The sequence below is a fragment of the Alistipes sp. dk3624 genome (genome assembly GCF_009557455.1).
Classification (GTDB): domain Bacteria; phylum Bacteroidota; class Bacteroidia; order Bacteroidales; family Rikenellaceae; genus Alistipes_A; species Alistipes_A hominis.
In genome coordinates this window covers 453,278-470,643 of record NZ_CP045651.1, presented here as the reverse complement: position 1 = coordinate 470,643, position 17,366 = coordinate 453,278, and the positions used below count along the sequence as shown (strand labels likewise).

Here is a 17,366-nt window from a genome sequence, read left to right as displayed (position 1 = left end):
ATGAAATACGTGCTGTATATTCTCCGGTTCTTTTACCGGATTCGTTTCTGGCTGATCCTGCTGCCCGTGCTGGCGGCTTGCTATATGATCTGGAAGACCCGCGATATCGCCCGTTACTACGAGGTGCGTACGACCGTTTATACGGGCGTCGTGTCGGGGTACGATATCGAGCAGGCGTCAGTCCGCGAGGCCGACTGGAATACGAAAAACAGCACGATCGTTAATATGATGGATATCCTCAAGAGCGAGGCCACGTTGCGCCGGGTATCGATGCGGTTGTACGCCCGCTGCCTGATGAACGGCGATTCGATGAAAAACAATACGTACATCAATGCGGACACTTACCGCTGGTTGATGGACCGTACGCCCAAATATGTGTTGGATTTGATCGTAAAAGGCGACGAAGACAAGACGGTGGAGAATTTCTTCGACAACATGAAACCCGACAACCGAGATCATTTGTACGGCCTGTTCATGTGGGAAGCCAGCCGATATTTCGGATATAAGGATTTGGAACAGATCCGCGTCGACCGGATCGCTTCCAGCGACATGCTGAAACTTTCGTATCAGAACAGCGATCCGGGGATCACTTACAATACGGTACTGATCCTGGTCAAGGAGTTTTTCGATCAGTACCAGGCGTTGCGTTTCGGCGAAACGAACGATGCGATCGCTTATTTCCGCAGGGAGCTGGCCGAAGCCGGTACGAAGTTGAAAGCCGCCGAAGACGAGCTGACCAGTTACAATGTCGAAAAACGGGTAATCAATTATACCGACGAAACCAAAGAGGTCGCTTCGATCAACAAAGAGTTCGAGATCCAGTATCAGGACGTGCTGATGAACTATGCGAAGGCGGATGCGGCCGTTTCGCAGTTGGAAGGTCGGATTGATATGAATATCAATAATATGCGTAGTAATTCGGCGTTTATGGAGAAGTTGAAGCTCATCTCCGAGTTGCAGACGCAGATTACCAATATAGATGCTTTCGGGCAGAAAAACGAGGCTAATCTGGAGAAACTCGCTACACTGAAAAAAGCCCTGAAAGCCGAAGAGCGGAGCGTCTCCGAATTGACCAAAACCATCAATGAAAACAAGTATTCGAAAGAAGGCATCGTGAGCGATCGGTTCGTTCAGGATTGGCTGGCGCAGACGTTGGAATTATCCAAGGCGAAAGCGCAGAAGGAGGTGATGGAAAAATGGCGGCGGGAGTTGAACGAAAAATATACGTATTACGCTCCGATCGGTTCCACGATCAAATCGAAGGAGCGTGAAATCGACTTTACCGAAAGGACTTACCTTTCGTTGTTGGAAGGTTTGAATTCGGCCATCCTGCGGTTGAGGCAGTTGCAGATGACGACCAATACGCTGAAAGTGACCGATGAACCGTCTTATCCGATATCTCCGCTGCCGCACAAGCGGAAGATGATGGTGCTGCTGGCCTTTGTTTGCACGGCGATTTTCGTAGTGGCTTATTTTCTGTTTCTGGAGTTGGTCGACCGCACGCTGCGCGACCGCATCCGGGCGGAGCGTATTACCGGCCGTAAGGTGCTCGGCGTCATGCCGCGGAATTCACGGCGTTACCGTCCGTTCAATCAGCAGGCCAAAGAGATTGCCATGCATTGCTTGGCTAAAGCCCTCGTACCCTATTTCGGACGGGAAAAACCGGTTGTTATCAATATACTGAGTACCGAAGAAGGCGACGGCAAGCATTTCGTAGCGCAATACCTGCGCGACTATTGGCAAAAGTCGGGTTTGAAGGTAGGCCTGCTGTCCTACCGCGAAGAATTCAATTGCCGGAGCGAATCTTACTTGTTGGCGAACAATTTGACGGATTACTGTCAGGTGGGCGACGCGATGATCGTGCTGGTCGTTCACCAGCCGCTGACCGAGGAGAGCGTGCCGTCCCCGTTGTTGGAAAGTGCGAACCTGAACCTGATGATCGCCCGTTCGGACAGGACGTGGACAACCATCGATCAGGAAGTCTTCGAGAAAGTGGGCGAGCAGAGCGGGGAAACTCCGTTGTTCCTGGTGTTGAATCAGACGGCCTGGGACGTTACGGAAGATTTCACGGGGCTGTTGCCGCCTTATTCCCGTTTCCGTCGCTGGCTTTACCGGCTTTCCCAGCTCGGGCTTACCGCTCGGGATACGAAAAAGAACGAATCGGGAGTTTAAACAGAAAATGCCGCAATGAAATCGTCCGGTGCGATAAAAGAGCGTCCTCGCTTTTTCGTGATCGTCGTCCTGCTGCTTGGCGTACTGGTCGTAAACGAATTGCTGGTGCGTGCGGGAACGGTACAGGGCGTTGCATTCATGCTGTTGCCGATTTTCGCGCTGCTGGGTTTCGCTTTCGCACTGAGACCGTATGCCACGCTGTGGCTTTATATCGCCGTCAATTATTACATCCTCGGTCTGACCCGTTACGTCGACCTGAAAGGCGGTATGCTGATGATGGGATTCTCCGTATTGTTGTTGGTGGTATTGTTCGTCAGCCAATGGCTCGGAAAGGTGGAGTGGCGCAGGGGATTCAATCAACTTACCCTTTACTGGACGATTTGGTTCGTGTACTGTACGGTGCTCGCTTTCCTGCCGAGCGCTCATTTCGACGCTTGGATGATTGCGATCAACTTGTACGCTTTTATCCCTTTGCTGCTGGTATTCGCGGTGCCGATTATTTTCCGCAGGTACCGCGACCTGAAGATTTTCCTGTTCGTCTTTTCGTTGCTTACTCTGACGGCCGTATGCAAGGCGCTGTGGCAGAAAACGGTCGGATTCGATACCGCCGAGAAGATTTTTTTGTATCAGGAAGGCGGAGCCAGTACGCACATCATCTGGTCGGGAACCCGTTATTTTTCTTTTTTCACCGATGCGGCGAATTTCGGTTCGGGAATGGTGTTTTCGATGGTCGTATTTTCGATCGCCTCGGTTTACGTCCGGGGGGGGCTGCGGTTTTACTATCTGGCTGTCGCTGTCGCCGCCGCTTACGGTTTCGGACTGTCGGGTACCCGCAGCGCGGTGATCGTGCCGTTCGTAGGTTACGCGCTGTATATTCTGACCACGAAGAACAAACGGATCTTGTTGGCCGGTGTCGTGACGTTGGCCATCCTGTTCGGCTTTTTTAAATTTACGCATATCGGGGACGGCAATGTCATGATTTATCGGATACGTTCCGCATTCAATCCGACCGAAGACGCTTCTTTCCAGGTGCGGCTCGAAAATCAGGAAAGGCTGCGGAGGGTTATGGCCGATAAGCCTTTCGGGGTCGGGCTCGGGTTGGGCGGAGGCAAGGCGAGCCGTTTCGACGACACGGCCGTTACGTCGTGGATTGCGACCGACTCGTGGTATGTGATGGTATGGGTCGAAACCGGAGCCGTAGGCGCTGTGCTGTACTTGGTTCTGCATGCTTTGATTCTCGGGGTCGGGGCGTGGCGGATCATGTTCCGGATACGGGATCCGCAGTTGAAGGGGTTGCTGGGAGCCCTGCTGGCCGGGGCCGGGGGAATGATGGCGGGGTGTTATGCCAACGAGATCATGAATTTTCCGAACGGACCGATGGTCTATATCTGCGAAGCGTTCGTATTCGCCGGTTGCTGGTACGACCGGGAATTGGCCGCAAGGAAACAAAAGGAACTGTCGCATGGGGACGAAGCCTGAGCTGTCGGTCATTACCGTCAATTATAACGGATACGGGGATACGGTAGCGCTGATCGACTCCCTGAGAAAATATCTGGCGGATATTCCGTTCGAGGCGATCGTCGTCGACAATGCTTCGCGTACGGACGAAGCGGAAGCTATCCGCCGGCATTTTCCGGACGAGGAGCGGCTGGTGTTGATTCGTAGCGAGCGGAATCTCGGATTCGCCGGAGGAAATAACCTCGGGATCGGAGCGGCGAGGGGCGATTATCTGCTGTTGCTGAACAACGACGCCTTCGTCGAGGACGGTTCGCTGCGGGAGTTGATCGCCGTGTTGGAAAACGATTCCCGGATCGGATGCGTCTCCCCGAAGATCCGTTTTGCCGATTCTCTGCGCGATATTCAGTTCGCCGGGTATACTCCGCTCAGCCGCATTACGTTGCGAAATTCGCTGATCGGTTTTGGAGAACCCGATCGGGGACAATATCAGGCTTCGCATGTCACTCCGTATTGTCACGGCGCCGCCATGATGTTCCGCCGGGAGACGGTAGAACGGGTCGGACCGATGCCGGAGGCGTATTTCCTCTACTATGAAGAGCTGGACTGGTGCGTTCGGATCGCGCAGGCCGGATACCTGTTGTGGTACGAGCCGAAAGCCACCGTATTTCATCGCGAAAGCCGCTCCGCCGGACAGAACAGTCCGCTGCGGACTTATTACCTGACCCGCAACCGGCTGCTATTCGCGCGGCGAAACCTGAAGGGAGCGTACAGGTGGCTTTCGATCCTCTATCAGACGGCGGTGGCGGTTCCGAAAGCGTGCCTTTCGGCGACGTTGAAAGGCGACCGGCGGAACGTCTCGGCGGTGCTGAGGGGGTGGCGGGACTTTTGGAAAATCTTATAATTTTATGTCATGGCGGTTTTGTACGAAATAGCCGGTTGGGCCGATATCCTGTTGTGGATCGTGTTTGCAGTGCAGGTCGCGTATCTGCTGTTTTTCGCCTGGAAGGGCGGGATGCTGCGACCGTGGAGCGCCGTGCGGCGGCCAGTCCGCAGCAAGCGGCGTTTCGCCGTGTTTTTTCCGGCCTACAAGGAAGACCGTGTGATCGTAGAGGCTGTGGAGTCTTTTTTGCGGCAGGATTATCCGGCCGATTTCTACGAAGTGGTCGTGATTTCGGATCGGATGCAGGATCGGACGAACGAGCGGTTGTCCGGACTGCCGGTAACGCTGCTCGAAGCGGATTTCGAAAACAGTTCGAAGGCCCGGGCGCTTACGTTCGCCGTCGATAAGCTGGATCGGAAACGGTACGACGTCGCGGTAGTGATGGATGCCGACAATACGGTGCAGCCCGATTTCCTGCGACGGCTGAACGAAACGTTCGAGACGGGTACGCGGGCCGTCCAAGCGCATCGTCAGGCCAAAAACCGCAATACGCCGACGGCCGTTCTCGACGCCGTCAGCGAGGAGATCAACAATGCGGTATTCCGGGCCGGGCATATCCGCAGCGGGCTTTCGTCGGCGCTGACCGGTTCGGGGATGGCTTTCGATTACGGATGGTTTCGCGATAATATCCGCAAAACGTGTACGGCCGGCGAGGACAAAGAGTTGGAAGCCCTGTTGTTGAAGCAGGGAATATATATTCATTACCTGCCGGACGTTCCGGTCTACGACGAGAAAACCCAGCGCGGAGAGGCGTTCGGCAACCAGCGCAGGCGTTGGCTGGCGGCGCAGTTCGGCGCGTTGGCGAAAGGCCTTCGCGACCTGCCCGGGGCGATTGCCGGCGGTAATTTCGATTACGCCGACAAGTTGTTCCAGTGGATGCTGCTGCCGAGGGCGGTGCTGATTGCCGGCATTCTTTTTTTCGGGGTACTGTTTACGGCGGCCGATCCCGTTTGGGGGATTAAATGGGGAATCCTGCTGTGGCTGATCGGGTTGGCGGTGGCGATGGCGATCCCGGATTCCCATGCGGACAGGCAACTGAGCGGGGCGCTGCGGAAGGCGCCTGGCTTGGCCGCCGGGATGGTGCTGAACCTCTTCCGGTTGCGGGGCGTAAACAAGCGTTTTATTCATACCGAACACGGTGACGAATCTGTCGTAAACTGATTATTATGAGTTTGAAAGAGAAAATAAAGCAGAATCCGGAGCTTAAGCGCCGCCTGCTGAATGCGATGGTGCATCCGGTCAAAACTCGGCCGCGGGGATGGTTGCGCCTGTTCCGGCGGTTTTATACCGAACGCGGGAAAGGCTCGGTCGTCTGCCGCAGCGCGCGGTTGGATATCGTTCCGTTCAATCCGTTTTCGCTCGGCGCGCGTTCGGTGATCGAGGATTTCAGTACGGTCAACAATGCGGTCGGCGCGGTGCGTATCGGCGACCGGAGCCGCATCGGACTGGGCAATACGATCATCGGGCCGGTGCGTATCGGCGACGACGTCAATCTGGCCCAAGGAATTACCGTGTCGGGGCTGAATCATAATTTCGAAAATATTTGCGCTCCGATTGCGGCGCAGGGCGTTTCGACGTCGGAAGTCGTGATCGCCGACGACGTATGGATCGGAGCCAACGCCGTGATTCTGGCCGGGGTCAGTATCGGTTCTCACAGCGTCGTTGCAGCCGGTGCCGTTGTGACGAAAAACGTCCCGGAGTGTTGTGTGGCGGCCGGAAATCCGGCGCGGATCGTAAAGTATTACGACCGGGAGGCCGGTTTGTGGAAAAAAAATTGACCGAAGGGCCTGTGGATCCGTTCGGAATGGAAAACGAAATGGAGAAAGGTAAGCCGAAAGTAAGCGTCGTGATTCCGGTTTATAATACGGAAAAGTATCTGGAGGCTACGTTGCAGAGCATCCGGAATCAAACTTGTTGCGAAATCGAGATCATCGTGATCGACGACGGTTCGACGGATTGCAGTGCGGAGATCGTCCGCCGGGCCGCGGACGAGGACGGCCGGATCGTTCTCGTTTCGCAACCGAACCGGGGATTGTCCCTGGCGCGGAATGCCGGGATCGCACGGGCCTCCGGCGAGTTCGTTTATTTTATGGACAGCGACGACCTGCTGGAGAAAGACGCTTTGGAGACATGTTATCGGAAATGTACGGAACAGCGTCTCGATTTCGTGATTTTCGACGCAGAGGCGTTTTCCGACGAAGGGGCGGATATTCCGGGGATCCGGTACGAACGAACGCAGGGAATGCGGGATCGTGTCTACGATGGCCGGGAGCTGCTGGCTCTGTTGCTGCGCGAAGGGCGTTACCTGCCTTCGGCCTGTTTGAGTTTCGTTCGTCTCGGTCTGCTGCGGGAATCCGGACTCCGTTTTTACCCGGACATGCTGCACGAGGACGAACTTTATACGCCGATGCTGTATCTGTATGCCGCGCGAGTCGGCTGTATCGAGCGCGCTTTTTTCAAGCGTCGGGTCCGCGAGGGTTCGATTATGACGAACCGGATTTCCCGGCGCAATATGGAGGGGTATTTCACGGCGTTCCGTGAGATGCGCTTTTGGAAACGCTCGCATCCGGGCGACAAGCGGTTGGTCGGGCTGTGGTTCTCCTATATCGTCGATCCGGTGATCTGGAAAGCCCATGCGCTGCCGCTGCGTGACAAATGGCGGGTCGTCCGGGCCGGGTTTCCCTATTTCGGTTACGTGAAAGTGAGAACCTTATTCGTATTTTTGTTCAAACGCTGAAGGGAACGGGGCATGTCGCTAAAGAAAGATTTGTTTTCGGGGGTATTCTATACGGCGGTCGCCCGGTATTCGGGCCTGATCGTCTCGCTGGTGATCGCCGGCGTACTGGCGCGCCTGATTCCGCCGGAGGATTTCGGTGTCGTAGCGGTGGCGACCGTAATTATCAGTTTTTTCGGCATATTCAGCGATCTGGGAGTCGGGGCTGCCGTGATACAGAACAAGATCCTGACCGACGGAGATCTGTCGAAGATTTACTCGTTCACGGTGTGGACGGGCGTGTTGTTGGCCGTACTGTTTTTCGCCGCATCGTGGCCGATTGCCGCGTATTATGAAAAAAGTATCCTGAAAAGCCTGTGTCAGTGGCTGTCGGTCAACCTGCTGTTCGCTTCGGTCAATATCGTGCCAAACGCTCTGCTGCACAAGGCGAAACGTTTCCGTTTCCTGGCTGTGCGGAATCTGGTCGTTCAGGTCGGAGGCGGAGCGGTTTCGATCGTAGCGGCGCTGTGCGGCGCCGGTTTGTACGCGCTGATCGTCAATCCGATTTTGTCGAGCGTCCTGCTGTTCGTCCTTTCGTACCGGGCCTACCCGCAGCGGCTGCGGCCGACCTTCGGGCTGGATGCGATCCGGAAGATATTCAGTTTTTCGGCTTACCAGTTCCTGTTCAACGCGATCAACTATTTCAGCCGGAACCTGGACAAACTGCTGATCGGTAAGTATATGGGGATGACTCCGTTGGGGTATTACGAGAAATCGTACCGACTGATGATGCTGCCGCTGCAAAACATCACGCATGTGATCAGTCCGGTCATGCATCCGGTATTTTCAGAGTTCCAGCACGATTTGCAGCGGGTGCGCACGTCGTATGAGAAGATTGTCCGCTTGCTGGCTTTCATCGGTTTCCCGCTGTCGGTTTTTCTGTGGTTCGCCGCTCAGGAAGTCGTGCTGATTATTTTCGGATCGCAGTGGATGCCGTCGGTGCCGGTCTTCCGGATTCTGTCTCTTTCGGTCGGCGTACAGATCGTGCTGGCGTCGTCCGGCGGGATTTTCCAGGCGGCTAACGATACGCGGAGCCTTTTTGTCAGCGGGGCGTTTTCGGCGATGCTCAACGTGGCTGGCATTCTGGTCGGGATTTTCGTTTTTCGATCGTTGGAGGCGGTCGCATGGTGCATTTGCGTGACGTTTACGATCAATTTCGTGCAGTGTTACTGGATGATGTACCGGGTGACGTTCGCGAAAAGCCGCCTGTCGGGGTTCTGCCGACAGCTCGTTTCGCCGCTGGCGGTAAGCGGGATACTCGTGCTGTTGCTGGGAGCGACGACGGCCCTGACGAAAGATTCTCCGGAACTTGTCAGCATCCTGGCGAAAGGGGCCGTTTTTTTATTAACTTTGTTTGTGTACCTGCAGGTTAGCGGGGAATATGATATTTTGGCCAAATTCAAACGTAAAGGTAATCCGTCATGAAAATCCTGTTCCTCGTATTCCACGGTTTCGATGCGTTCAACGGAATCAGTAAGAAGATCGGCTATCAGATCGAGGCGTTGCGGATACTCGGTCATCAGGTCGAGCTCGGTTCGCTCGCTGTGGACGAACGGGGACGCTGGAAACGCATGGGCGGCGACCGGGTCGTGGAGGATCTCGGCGCCGGGATCGTCGGGAAATTAAAAAAAAGATGGCGTTACGGTTCGCTTGCCCGTTACATCGTAGAGGACGGTTTCGATTTCGTTTACATGCGTTCCGATCATAACGCCAATCCGTTTACGATTCGGATGGCCCGGCGTGTACGCCGGGCCGGCATCGCGATGGTGATGGAAATTCCGACTTATCCCTACGATCAGGAGTACCGGACGCTGGGGCTGAAAGAAAAAACGGAACTGGCGATCGACCGTATTTACCGGCGCGCGCTGGCCCGCCAATTACGCGCCGTGGTGACATTCAGTGATTTAAGCTCGATTTTCGGACAGCGGGCGATTCGCATATCCAACGGGGTCAGTTTCGAACGCATTCCGGTCCGCCGGGAACACGATCCGGTTCGCGGCGAAGTGCATCTGGTTGCCGTGGCCGATATCAGTTTCTGGCACGGGTTCGACCGTTTGGTACGGGGGATGGCGGCTTATTATGCTTGCAAACAGCGCCCGGCCGACGTGTACCTGAGCATTGTGGGCCGCGGCCGGGCTGAGACGCTCGACGAACTGCGCCGGACCGTTCGGCAGAACGGATTGGAACGATGGGTGCGTTTTACCGGCCCGCTGTTCGGAGAAGCGCTGGATCGGGAGTTCGACCGGGCCGATATGGCCGTCGGCAGTCTCGGGCGGCATCGTAGCGGAATCTCATATATCAAAACTTTGAAGAACAGGGAGTATGCGGTTCGGGGAATCCCGTTCGTTTATTCCGAGTGCGACAGCGATTTCGAGCGGATGCCTTATGTGTTGAAAGCGCCGGCCGACGAGTCGCCGCTGGACGTCGGCGCATTGGTGGCCTTTTGTTCCGGACGCCGTTTCTCTGCCGCGGAGATCCGGGAGTCCGTGCGGTTTCTTTCGTGGGAGAATCAGATGCGCAAAGTGCTCGACGAATCGTTAAAGACGGCATAAATGGCAAAAAAAATCGTATATCTGATTCCCGGGCTCCATTTTCCGAGCGGCATGGAACGGGTACTGACGCTCAAGGCCAACTACCTGGCCGACGAGTTCGGTTACGACGTGACGGTGATCCTGACCGAAGAGAAGGACAAGCCGTTCTATTATCCACTTTCGCCGAAGGTCAAAACGATCAATTTCGATTTGAACTTCGACCGGATGTACGGTTTGCCGTTGCATCGGCGGCTGGTTTATTACCGGAAGCGACTGCGGAAGTTCAAAAAAATGCTGACCTCGACGTTATGCGAGTTGAAGCCGGATATTACGGTTTCGTTGTTGCGCCGGGACATCAATTTCCTGAATACCGTTCCGGACGGCAGCGTGAAAATCGGGGAGATCCACTTCAACCGTTCCAATTACCGCGACTTCAACAACCGGATGCTTCCCGGTTTCGTCCGGGATGCGGTCAAAAAATACTGGAACGCGCAGTTGATCCGGGAGTTGAAAAAATTGAAAAAATTCGTGGTGCTGACCCGCGAAGACGAGGCGCTGTGGACGGAGTTGGATAATGTCACGACGATCCACAATCCGTTGCCGTTCTATCCGGGACCGGACCGTGTTTCTCCGTGTACGGCCAAACAAGCGATTGCCGTCGGCCGTTATACGTGGCAGAAGGGATTCGACCTTTTGATCGAAGCGTGGAAACGGGTGGCGGTCCGTCATCCGGACTGGACGTTGCGAATTTACGGGGGAGGGGATCCGACGATTTATGCGCGGATGGTCGAAGAGGCCGGATTACGGCGAACCTGCCGTTTGGAAGGCGTTACCGACGATGTGGTCGGTAGGTTTTGCGAAAGTTCCGTTTTTGTGCTTTCTTCGCGTTTCGAAGGGTTCGGGCTGGTCGTGGCCGAAGCGATGGCCTGCGGAGTACCTCCGGTTGCGTTCGCCTGTCCCTGCGGGCCGAAGGATATTATCCGTGACGGCGAGGACGGACTGCTGGCGAAAAACGGGGATGTGGAGGACCTGGCCGAAAAGATATGCCTGTTGATCGAACGGGACGAACTGCGCAAACGGATGGGGAGCCGGGCGAGGGAACATGTGCGGCGGTTCGATATCGACACCATTATGCAGCAATGGAGACAGCTTTTCGATGAGGTGACTTCGTAAAGGATCATGCCGGAAATATGAAATGGTACGAAAAATATCTGTCCGTTTACGGAAAACCGTACGCGGGTGTGCCTGCCGAGGTTATGGACGGAATCCGCAACCGGCTTCGGACATTGCAGAGCGACGAGCCGCTGGTTTCGGTCGTGGTGATCGCCTATAACGAAGAGAAGCACCTGCCGGCATGCCTGTGGTCGCTTTCGGAAAGCGTGTGCGAATATCCGATGGAGATCATCGGCGTGAATAACGATTCGGCCGACCGCACGGCGGATGTTTTCGAAGCGTCCGGAATTCCGTATCATACCGAACTGCAACATAGTTGCGGATATGCCCGCCGGTGCGGACTACAATATGCCCAAGGGAAATATTACATTTGCATCGATTCCGACACGATGTATCCGCCGGGGTATGTGCAGGCGATGGCGGATGCGTTGCAAAGACCGGGGATCGTCGCCGTTTCGTCGCTGTGGAGTTACATGCCGGACGAAGGTCACCCGTGGCTGGGCCTTAAAATTTACGAGTTTATGCGCGATACGCACCTGTGGATGCAGTCGTTCAAACGGCCGGAACTGAGCGTCCGGGGGTTGGTGTTCGCCTACAATGCCGACTACGGCCGGAAAGTGGGATACCGGGTGGATATTATCCGAGGCGAGGATGGGTCGATGGCATTGGGCTTAAAGCAATACGGCAGGATCGGTTTCGTACGCAGCCGGAAAGCCCGTGCGGTGACCGGTTACGGGACGGTCGGCGCCGACGGTTCGTTCCTGAACAGTTTCCGGGTGCGGATTGTCAAGTATCTCAAGGGTATGGGAAGTTATTTTACGAAAAAGGATCGTTACCGGGACGACGAGTCGAACCTTGTCCGCTGAAAGGCTGGATGGGAACCGAATTATAGTGGATTCGATAGGTTATGAGATCAGGTGAACCTTACGTGCGTTTTTCCTGAACAAACGGACGCCGGAAATGGTGCGGAAAGTGTCTCCTCCGCGGAGTGCCGGTTCGGAATTTAAATCCGTTTCGAATGACCGAACCCGTGCGGCGGCGCTATTCGGCGAGCGTAAATCCCATGAAAACGGGATTGTGGTCGCTCCATTCCTGCGGCAGCGAATAGTAGCTGACCGGATGGATTCCCTGAGAGTATAGGATGAAGTCGATGCGCAGCAGGTCGAAAAAGCCGTGGAACGTATATCCGTACCCGTTTCCGCAACTTTTGAAACCGTCTTTCAGCAGGTCTCCCCGGATCGTTTGGTAGGTATAGGATACCGGCGTGTCGTTGAAGTCGCCGCAGAGGATCAGCGGGGAGCGGGTCGATTGTACGATGGCATGTACCTGGCGGGCCTGCTCGGCTCGTTTCACGAAATTGCTTTGTATGGTGTTTTGCAGCTGGTTGACGCCGTGCAGGTCTCCGATGACGTAATTCTCCTTGATGCCCTCGATGAGCGCCCGGCTCTGCGTGATGCTGGTCGTCTGCATGTGCACGTTTACGATTCGGACGGGTCGGCCGTCGATCGAAAGGTCGCACCACAAGCCGTCGTTGCAGCTATTCTCGAACGGGATTATCTGCCAGTCCGTGATCGGATATTTGCTGAATACGGCCAGGAGCAGTTTACCGTCGCCTCTGTCCGGTTCGCTCCGGTACGGGTAAGCGCCGAACAGAGAATCCAGACCGGGCATCCCCCGGATGCCGTTGAATTCCTGAAAACAGATGATATCAACTTCCTCCTCGCGGGCATGCAACAGGATGTCGTCCAGAATCAGACGCACTTCTTGATGGACGGCTCCCGCATTCAGCGTCATAATTTTCATCGTTTTGCCTGCGGCGGACGCCGGGGGCGAGTACTGGAACATACCGTTCAGATACCGGTAGTTCGCTGCGATCGCCAGAATGGGGAACAGCAGCCATATGAATTGTCGTTTGAAGATCAGCCAGATAATGAACAGCGCGCAGAGGATCAGCAGGGCGGGGATCGCCAGACCCAAAAACGGCATCGACGGGTAAACGGCCGGGTCGGCGTACGGTACGAAATATCCGGCCATCGTAATCAGCGATACCAGGCAGATGACCAGATTGAAGGTCAGTTTCATAAATGTTCCGACGGCTTTTTTCCCCATGGCGCGGCGATGAATGAATCGCAAATATAGTGTTTTTAGCGATTTTCGGAGGGGGAGCGCGAAATTTAAGCCGGATTTATTCCGTTTCGGTCGCCGCGGTTTTCCGCACACGCGGTAAATAGGGTATTTCTGTTGCCGGATATTCGTACGCTCCGATAAATAAATGCTGCAAACGGCTTGGAATATCCGGGATAATGTGTTTATTTTGACAATCGGTTATCGGAGGGGTGCGTCGAGCGAAACCGGTGTCGTTAAATGCTGTTTGGCAGATATTTATGCAGAATAAAGGGAAACAGTCCATCCTGGAGAAAATCAAGCGCCCCGTCGATCCGAAATTGTTTATCAAGGAGATCGACGGTCTGCGTTTTCTGGCCATCCTGACGGTATTCATGCTGCATTTGAATAATTATGTCAGCCGGAGCGTCGGCCGGAACTTCAACGCCGGGATTTCGGACTTTTTTTCATGGGACTGGTTTATCAACCGGTTCGGGTTCGGGGTCGAGATCTTTTTTGCCATCAGCGGTTTCGTGATCTCCTTGCCTTTTCTGCGGCATTACATGTATCACGAAAAAAAAACGGAGCTAAAGGTTTATTACCGGCGTCGGTTTTCCCGGATCGGCTGGCCGTTCCGGCTCTCTTGCGTGATATTTTATACGCTTTATGTCGTAGCCAACCGTTTGTCGCTGGCCGGCGAATCCCCGCACCTGTTCAGCGCCGTGGCTTATGTGCATACGCTGATTTACGGGGCATGGGCTCCGTTCAATCCGGTCACCTGGAGCCTGGAGGCGGAAGTGCAGTTCTATCTGATCGCGCCTTTTCTGATCGGTTTTATATTTTCGAACCATTCGCTCATGCTGGTGAAACTGCTGGGACTCGCGGCGGCGGCCATCGTCGTACGGGCTTTGTTCCTGGACGATATCGCGCGGTTGCATCTCGACCGGACGGTGTTCGTATTCCTGCCGCTGTTCCTTTCCGGGTTTCTGCTGGCTTTTATCTATTTGCGTCATAATGATTTCCTGCTTCGGAAGTCATACGTATGGGATGCGGTCGCTGCGGCCGTCTTTTTCGGTATGTTGTGGACGACCTACGCCCCGAACCGCACTGCCTTTACGGTCTGCTGTTTCGTTTTCCTGGTCGCCGTATTCAAAAGCCGTTTGCTGAACCGGATGCTGACCCATAAGGCCGTTTATGTCCTGGGCGGCATGAGCTATTCGTTCTATTTGTTGCACTATCCGATGTTCTACTTGTTCGGTAAAGTATTCGGACAGCATCTGATGTGGTCGGAAAGTTACGTGGCGAACTATTTTACGCATGCTCTGGTTTTCTTCCCGCTGACGATTCTGGTCGCTTCGGTGTTTTACTGGGTCGTGGAACGACCCTGTATCGCCAGGAAGCGGAACGTCCGGCTGAGAGCTGCAAACGGATTTGCAGGGGAACTGAATGTGAATTAATCGGTACAATACCATGAAAATAGCTATCGAAGCCCAGCGCATTTTCCGCGTGAATAAGCATGGGATGGATTTCGTCGCGCTGGAAGTGATCCGGGAATTGCAGAAGATAGATCGTGAAAACGAATATTTCATCCTCGTCAACGCGGGCGAAGACCGCTGCCTCGAGGAGAGCGAGAATATGCATATCGTGACGGTAAACGCTCCGCTCTATCCGCTTTGGGAACAGGTCTGCCTGCCGGAAGCGGTGCGCCGGATCGGGCCCGACATCCTGCATTGTACCGGCAATACGGCGCCGCTGCGGTGCGACGTTCCGCTGGTGCTTACCCTGCACGATATTATTTTCTTGGAGAAACGTTCCGGTTCCAGTCCTTCGTGGTATCAGAACATGGGGTGGTATTACAGGCGCTTCGTCGTCCCGCGTGTTCTGCCGAAATGCCGCCGGATCATCACCGTGTCGAACTACGAGCGCGAGCGGATCGGGAGTGCACTGCAGATCGGCGGCGACCGGTTGGTTGCCGTTTACAACGGGTACGGAAGTCATTTTCGTCCGGTCGAATCTCCGTACGAGGTGACTCGCAAATACCTACCGGAGAAAGAATACCTGTTTTTTCTCGGCAATACCGATCCGAAGAAAAATACGGCGCGCACGCTCCGCGCCTATGCCCTGTATGCCCGGCAGACAGAGCGTCCGCTGCCGCTGCTGGTAGCGGATATTCCCGAAAACGTGATTGACGGAATATTGAAGGAGCAGCAGATTTCCGACGTCAAACCGCTGCTGCGCCTGCCCGGTTACATTCCCAACGGCGACCTGCCGTCGGTATATTGCGGAGCGAAGATTTTTCTTTATACGTCGTTGCGCGAGAGCTTCGGAATCCCGATGCTGGAGGCGATGGCCTGCGGAACGCCGGTCGTTACTTCCGACACTTCGGCGATGCCCGAGGTCGCTGGGAGCGGGGCCGTGCTGGTCGATCCGACGGACGAGACGCAGATCGCCGGAGCAGTGCGGCGGTTGCTGGACGATCCGCAACTGTACGAACGCCAGCGGGCTTACGGGTTGGAGCGGGTAAAACAATTTTCGTGGCGAAAGACGGCGGAACAGACGTTGGACGTTTATAAATCGGTCGGATTATGAAAGCATTGGAGATCGTATTCTGGATTTCGGTATTCGTCGTTTTTTATACTTATATCGGTTATGGCATCGTGTTGTGGGTGCTGGTAAAGGTTAAGGAGACGTTCCGTCCCCGGAAGGAGCCGCGGATGCCGGACGAATTGCCGGAAGTGACTCTGTTCGTTGCCGCTTACAACGAAGAACGGGTCGTGGACGAGAAGATGGCGAATACCCGGTCGTTAGATTACCCGGCCGATCGGTTGAAAGTGGTTTGGGTGACGGACGGAAGCGACGATTCGACGAACCGGAGACTGGAGGCCTACCCGGAGGTCGAGGTATTTTTTCAGCCCGAACGTCAGGGGAAAACGGCGGCGTTGAATCGCGGGATCGAATTCGTCGAAACGTCGCTGGTGGTGTTTACCGATGCCAATACGATGTTGAACCGGGAGGCGATACGTGAGATCGTGCGCTGCTTTTCCGACCCGACGGTGGGATGCGTGGCCGGCGAAAAGCGGATCGCCGTGCGGCGGCTCGACGGCGCGGCTGCCGGAGGCGAAGGCCTTTACTGGAAATACGAGTCGGCGCTGAAGCGGCTCGACTGGCGGCTGTACTCCGCGATGGGGGCGGCCGGCGAGTTGTTTGCCGTGCGGCGCGGCCTCTTCGAGCGGATGGAGAACGATACGCTGCTGGACGATTTCGTCCTCTCGCTGCGGATCGTGCAGAAAGGATACCGCATCGCTTATTGCGATACGGCCTATGCCATCGAAGGCGCTTCGTCCGACATGAAGGAAGAGCAGAAGCGCAAGGTGCGTATTTGCGCCGGCGGCCTGCAGTCGATCGGACGTCTGCGACCGCTGCTGAATGTCTTTCGTTACGGCGTGGTCAGTTTCATGTTCTTATCGCACCGGGTGCTGCGTTGGTCGCTCACTCCGCTGCTGCTTTTTTTGCTGTTGCCGGTCAATGCGGCGCTGGCCTTTAGCGGATCGCCGTTGTACATTACGTTCCTGGCGTTGCAACTGGCGTTTTACGCCGCCGCCCTCGGAGGATATTACCTGGCGACCCGGGCGATCCGCAACAAGTACTTGTTCGTGCCGTATTATTTCCTTTTTATGAACGTGAACGTGATCCGCGGTTTCTGCTATTTGCGGAAAAAACGGGGATCGGGTTCGGGCGCGTGGGAAAAAGCAAAGCGGGCCTGATCGCAGACCCGCCCGATGACGTCGGAAAATCGGCTTAGATGTATTTTTTGATCATTGCGGTCAACTGTCCCACGACGATGGGCTTGGCCATGTAGTCGTTACAGCCTGCGTCGATCGCTTTTTGCTTGTCGCTGTCGAAAGCGTTGGCAGTAAGTGCGATGATCGGGATTTCCGGATCGATATCCCGGATTGCGCGGGATGCTTCCAGTCCGTCCATCTCCGGCATTTTGATGTCCATCAGGATCAGGTCGGGCTGCTCTTTTTTGTAAACGTCGATGGCTTCGATGCCGTTGTATGCCCGTAAAACGGTATACTCTTTCCTTAAGATGATGGACACCAGCAGAAAGTTACTGTCCGTATCTTCCGCAACCAATATTTTCTTGGGTCGATTGTCTGCCATTACTACCGATAGGATTAATTAAACGTTACAAAATAAGCCAATTTTTTCCATA

At 55.1% G+C, this 17,366-nt stretch carries 15 protein-coding genes; 13 read left to right on the top strand and 2 right to left on the bottom strand.

The genetic code is table 11. From position 1 onward, the window contains the following. Genes GFH31_RS02045 through GFH31_RS02000 form a run of 10 tightly spaced genes read left to right on the top strand, consistent with a single transcriptional unit; the run spans window position 1 to window position 11,913 of the window. On the top strand, window positions 1-2,172 hold the full coding sequence (locus GFH31_RS02045) for a GumC family protein (protein WP_153498367.1): 2,172 nt from the start codon (window positions 1-3) through the stop codon (window positions 2,170-2,172). 15 nt (window positions 2,173-2,187) lie between these two features. After that, window positions 2,188-3,651: an O-antigen ligase family protein gene (locus GFH31_RS02040; RefSeq protein ID WP_153498368.1), complete on the top strand. Its 1,464-nt coding sequence runs from the start codon at window positions 2,188-2,190 to the stop codon at window positions 3,649-3,651. After that, the gene (locus GFH31_RS02035; protein WP_153498369.1) at window positions 3,635-4,531 is read left to right on the top strand and encodes a glycosyltransferase family 2 protein; all 897 of its coding nucleotides are present in this window, start codon (window positions 3,635-3,637) and stop codon (window positions 4,529-4,531) included. Before GFH31_RS02040 ends, GFH31_RS02035 begins: the two co-directional genes overlap by 17 nt. A gap of 9 nt (window positions 4,532-4,540) precedes the next feature. Next, entirely contained in the window at window positions 4,541-5,731 is a 1,191-nt protein-coding gene (locus GFH31_RS02030; protein ID WP_153498370.1) for a glycosyltransferase, read from the top strand. A gap of 5 nt (window positions 5,732-5,736) precedes the next feature. Further along, on the top strand, window positions 5,737-6,348 hold the full coding sequence (locus tag GFH31_RS02025) for an acyltransferase (RefSeq protein ID WP_055206146.1): 612 nt from the start codon (window positions 5,737-5,739) through the stop codon (window positions 6,346-6,348). A gap of 26 nt (window positions 6,349-6,374) precedes the next feature. Continuing rightward, on the top strand, window positions 6,375-7,307 hold the full coding sequence (locus tag GFH31_RS02020; protein ID WP_147387411.1) for a glycosyltransferase family 2 protein: 933 nt from the start codon (window positions 6,375-6,377) through the stop codon (window positions 7,305-7,307). 12 nt (window positions 7,308-7,319) lie between these two features. Further along, window positions 7,320-8,768, top strand: coding sequence for a lipopolysaccharide biosynthesis protein (locus tag GFH31_RS02015; RefSeq protein WP_153498371.1), 1,449 nt, complete (start codon window positions 7,320-7,322; stop codon window positions 8,766-8,768). Beyond that, on the top strand, window positions 8,765-9,895 hold the full coding sequence (locus tag GFH31_RS02010; RefSeq protein ID WP_153498372.1) for a glycosyltransferase family 4 protein: 1,131 nt from the start codon (window positions 8,765-8,767) through the stop codon (window positions 9,893-9,895). The genes GFH31_RS02015 and GFH31_RS02010 overlap by 4 nt, the downstream gene beginning before the upstream one ends. Then, window positions 9,896-11,047 (top strand): glycosyltransferase family 4 protein, encoded by a 1,152-nt coding sequence (locus tag GFH31_RS02005; RefSeq protein ID WP_118657016.1) that lies wholly within the window; start codon window positions 9,896-9,898, stop codon window positions 11,045-11,047. 17 nt (window positions 11,048-11,064) lie between these two features. Then, the gene (locus GFH31_RS02000) at window positions 11,065-11,913 is read left to right on the top strand and encodes a glycosyltransferase family 2 protein (RefSeq protein ID WP_118657014.1); all 849 of its coding nucleotides are present in this window, start codon (window positions 11,065-11,067) and stop codon (window positions 11,911-11,913) included. A gap of 175 nt (window positions 11,914-12,088) precedes the next feature. Here GFH31_RS02000 and GFH31_RS01995 read toward each other — a convergent pair whose 3' ends face one another. Then, the gene (locus GFH31_RS01995; RefSeq protein ID WP_220452164.1) at window positions 12,089-13,129 is read right to left on the bottom strand and encodes an endonuclease/exonuclease/phosphatase family protein; all 1,041 of its coding nucleotides are present in this window, start codon (window positions 13,127-13,129) and stop codon (window positions 12,089-12,091) included. 302 nt (window positions 13,130-13,431) lie between these two features. Between GFH31_RS01995 and GFH31_RS01990 the strand changes: the two genes are divergently transcribed. The 3 genes from GFH31_RS01990 to GFH31_RS01980 are packed head-to-tail and all read left to right on the top strand — an operon-like array spanning window position 13,432 to window position 16,914. After that, a complete protein-coding gene (locus GFH31_RS01990; protein ID WP_153498373.1) occupies window positions 13,432-14,607 on the top strand; it encodes an acyltransferase family protein in 1,176 nt (391 codons plus the stop codon). A gap of 13 nt (window positions 14,608-14,620) precedes the next feature. Next, window positions 14,621-15,739 (top strand): glycosyltransferase family 4 protein, encoded by a 1,119-nt coding sequence (locus tag GFH31_RS01985; RefSeq protein ID WP_055206132.1) that lies wholly within the window; start codon window positions 14,621-14,623, stop codon window positions 15,737-15,739. Further along, the gene (locus GFH31_RS01980) at window positions 15,736-16,914 is read left to right on the top strand and encodes a glycosyltransferase family 2 protein (RefSeq protein WP_101573349.1); all 1,179 of its coding nucleotides are present in this window, start codon (window positions 15,736-15,738) and stop codon (window positions 16,912-16,914) included. Before GFH31_RS01985 ends, GFH31_RS01980 begins: the two co-directional genes overlap by 4 nt. 34 nt (window positions 16,915-16,948) lie before the next feature. On the opposite strand, the gene GFH31_RS01975 is transcribed toward GFH31_RS01980, so the two are convergent. Further along, entirely contained in the window at window positions 16,949-17,314 is a 366-nt protein-coding gene (locus GFH31_RS01975; RefSeq protein ID WP_101573347.1) for a response regulator, read from the bottom strand. Window positions 17,315-17,366 lie beyond the last annotated feature (52 nt).

Coding starts and splice junctions, on each gene's coding strand:
- GFH31_RS02035 (WP_153498369.1), top strand. CDS start 3,635: ATGGGGACGAAGCCTGAGCTGTCGGTCATTACCGTCAATTATAACGGA.
- GFH31_RS01985 (WP_055206132.1), top strand. CDS start 14,621: ATGAAAATAGCTATCGAAGCCCAGCGCATTTTCCGCGTGAATAAGCAT.
- GFH31_RS02030 (WP_153498370.1), top strand. CDS start 4,541: ATGGCGGTTTTGTACGAAATAGCCGGTTGGGCCGATATCCTGTTGTGG.
- GFH31_RS02020 (WP_147387411.1), top strand. CDS start 6,375: ATGGAAAACGAAATGGAGAAAGGTAAGCCGAAAGTAAGCGTCGTGATT.
- GFH31_RS02040 (WP_153498368.1), top strand. CDS start 2,188: ATGAAATCGTCCGGTGCGATAAAAGAGCGTCCTCGCTTTTTCGTGATC.
- GFH31_RS02005 (WP_118657016.1), top strand. CDS start 9,896: ATGGCAAAAAAAATCGTATATCTGATTCCCGGGCTCCATTTTCCGAGC.
- GFH31_RS02010 (WP_153498372.1), top strand. CDS start 8,765: ATGAAAATCCTGTTCCTCGTATTCCACGGTTTCGATGCGTTCAACGGA.
- GFH31_RS02045 (WP_153498367.1), top strand. CDS start 1: ATGAAATACGTGCTGTATATTCTCCGGTTCTTTTACCGGATTCGTTTC.
- GFH31_RS02025 (WP_055206146.1), top strand. CDS start 5,737: ATGAGTTTGAAAGAGAAAATAAAGCAGAATCCGGAGCTTAAGCGCCGC.
- GFH31_RS01995 (WP_220452164.1), bottom strand. CDS start 13,129: ATGAAACTGACCTTCAATCTGGTCATCTGCCTGGTATCGCTGATTACG.
- GFH31_RS01990 (WP_153498373.1), top strand. CDS start 13,432: ATGCAGAATAAAGGGAAACAGTCCATCCTGGAGAAAATCAAGCGCCCC.
- GFH31_RS02000 (WP_118657014.1), top strand. CDS start 11,065: ATGAAATGGTACGAAAAATATCTGTCCGTTTACGGAAAACCGTACGCG.
- GFH31_RS01980 (WP_101573349.1), top strand. CDS start 15,736: ATGAAAGCATTGGAGATCGTATTCTGGATTTCGGTATTCGTCGTTTTT.
- GFH31_RS02015 (WP_153498371.1), top strand. CDS start 7,320: ATGTCGCTAAAGAAAGATTTGTTTTCGGGGGTATTCTATACGGCGGTC.
- GFH31_RS01975 (WP_101573347.1), bottom strand. CDS start 17,314: ATGGCAGACAATCGACCCAAGAAAATATTGGTTGCGGAAGATACGGAC.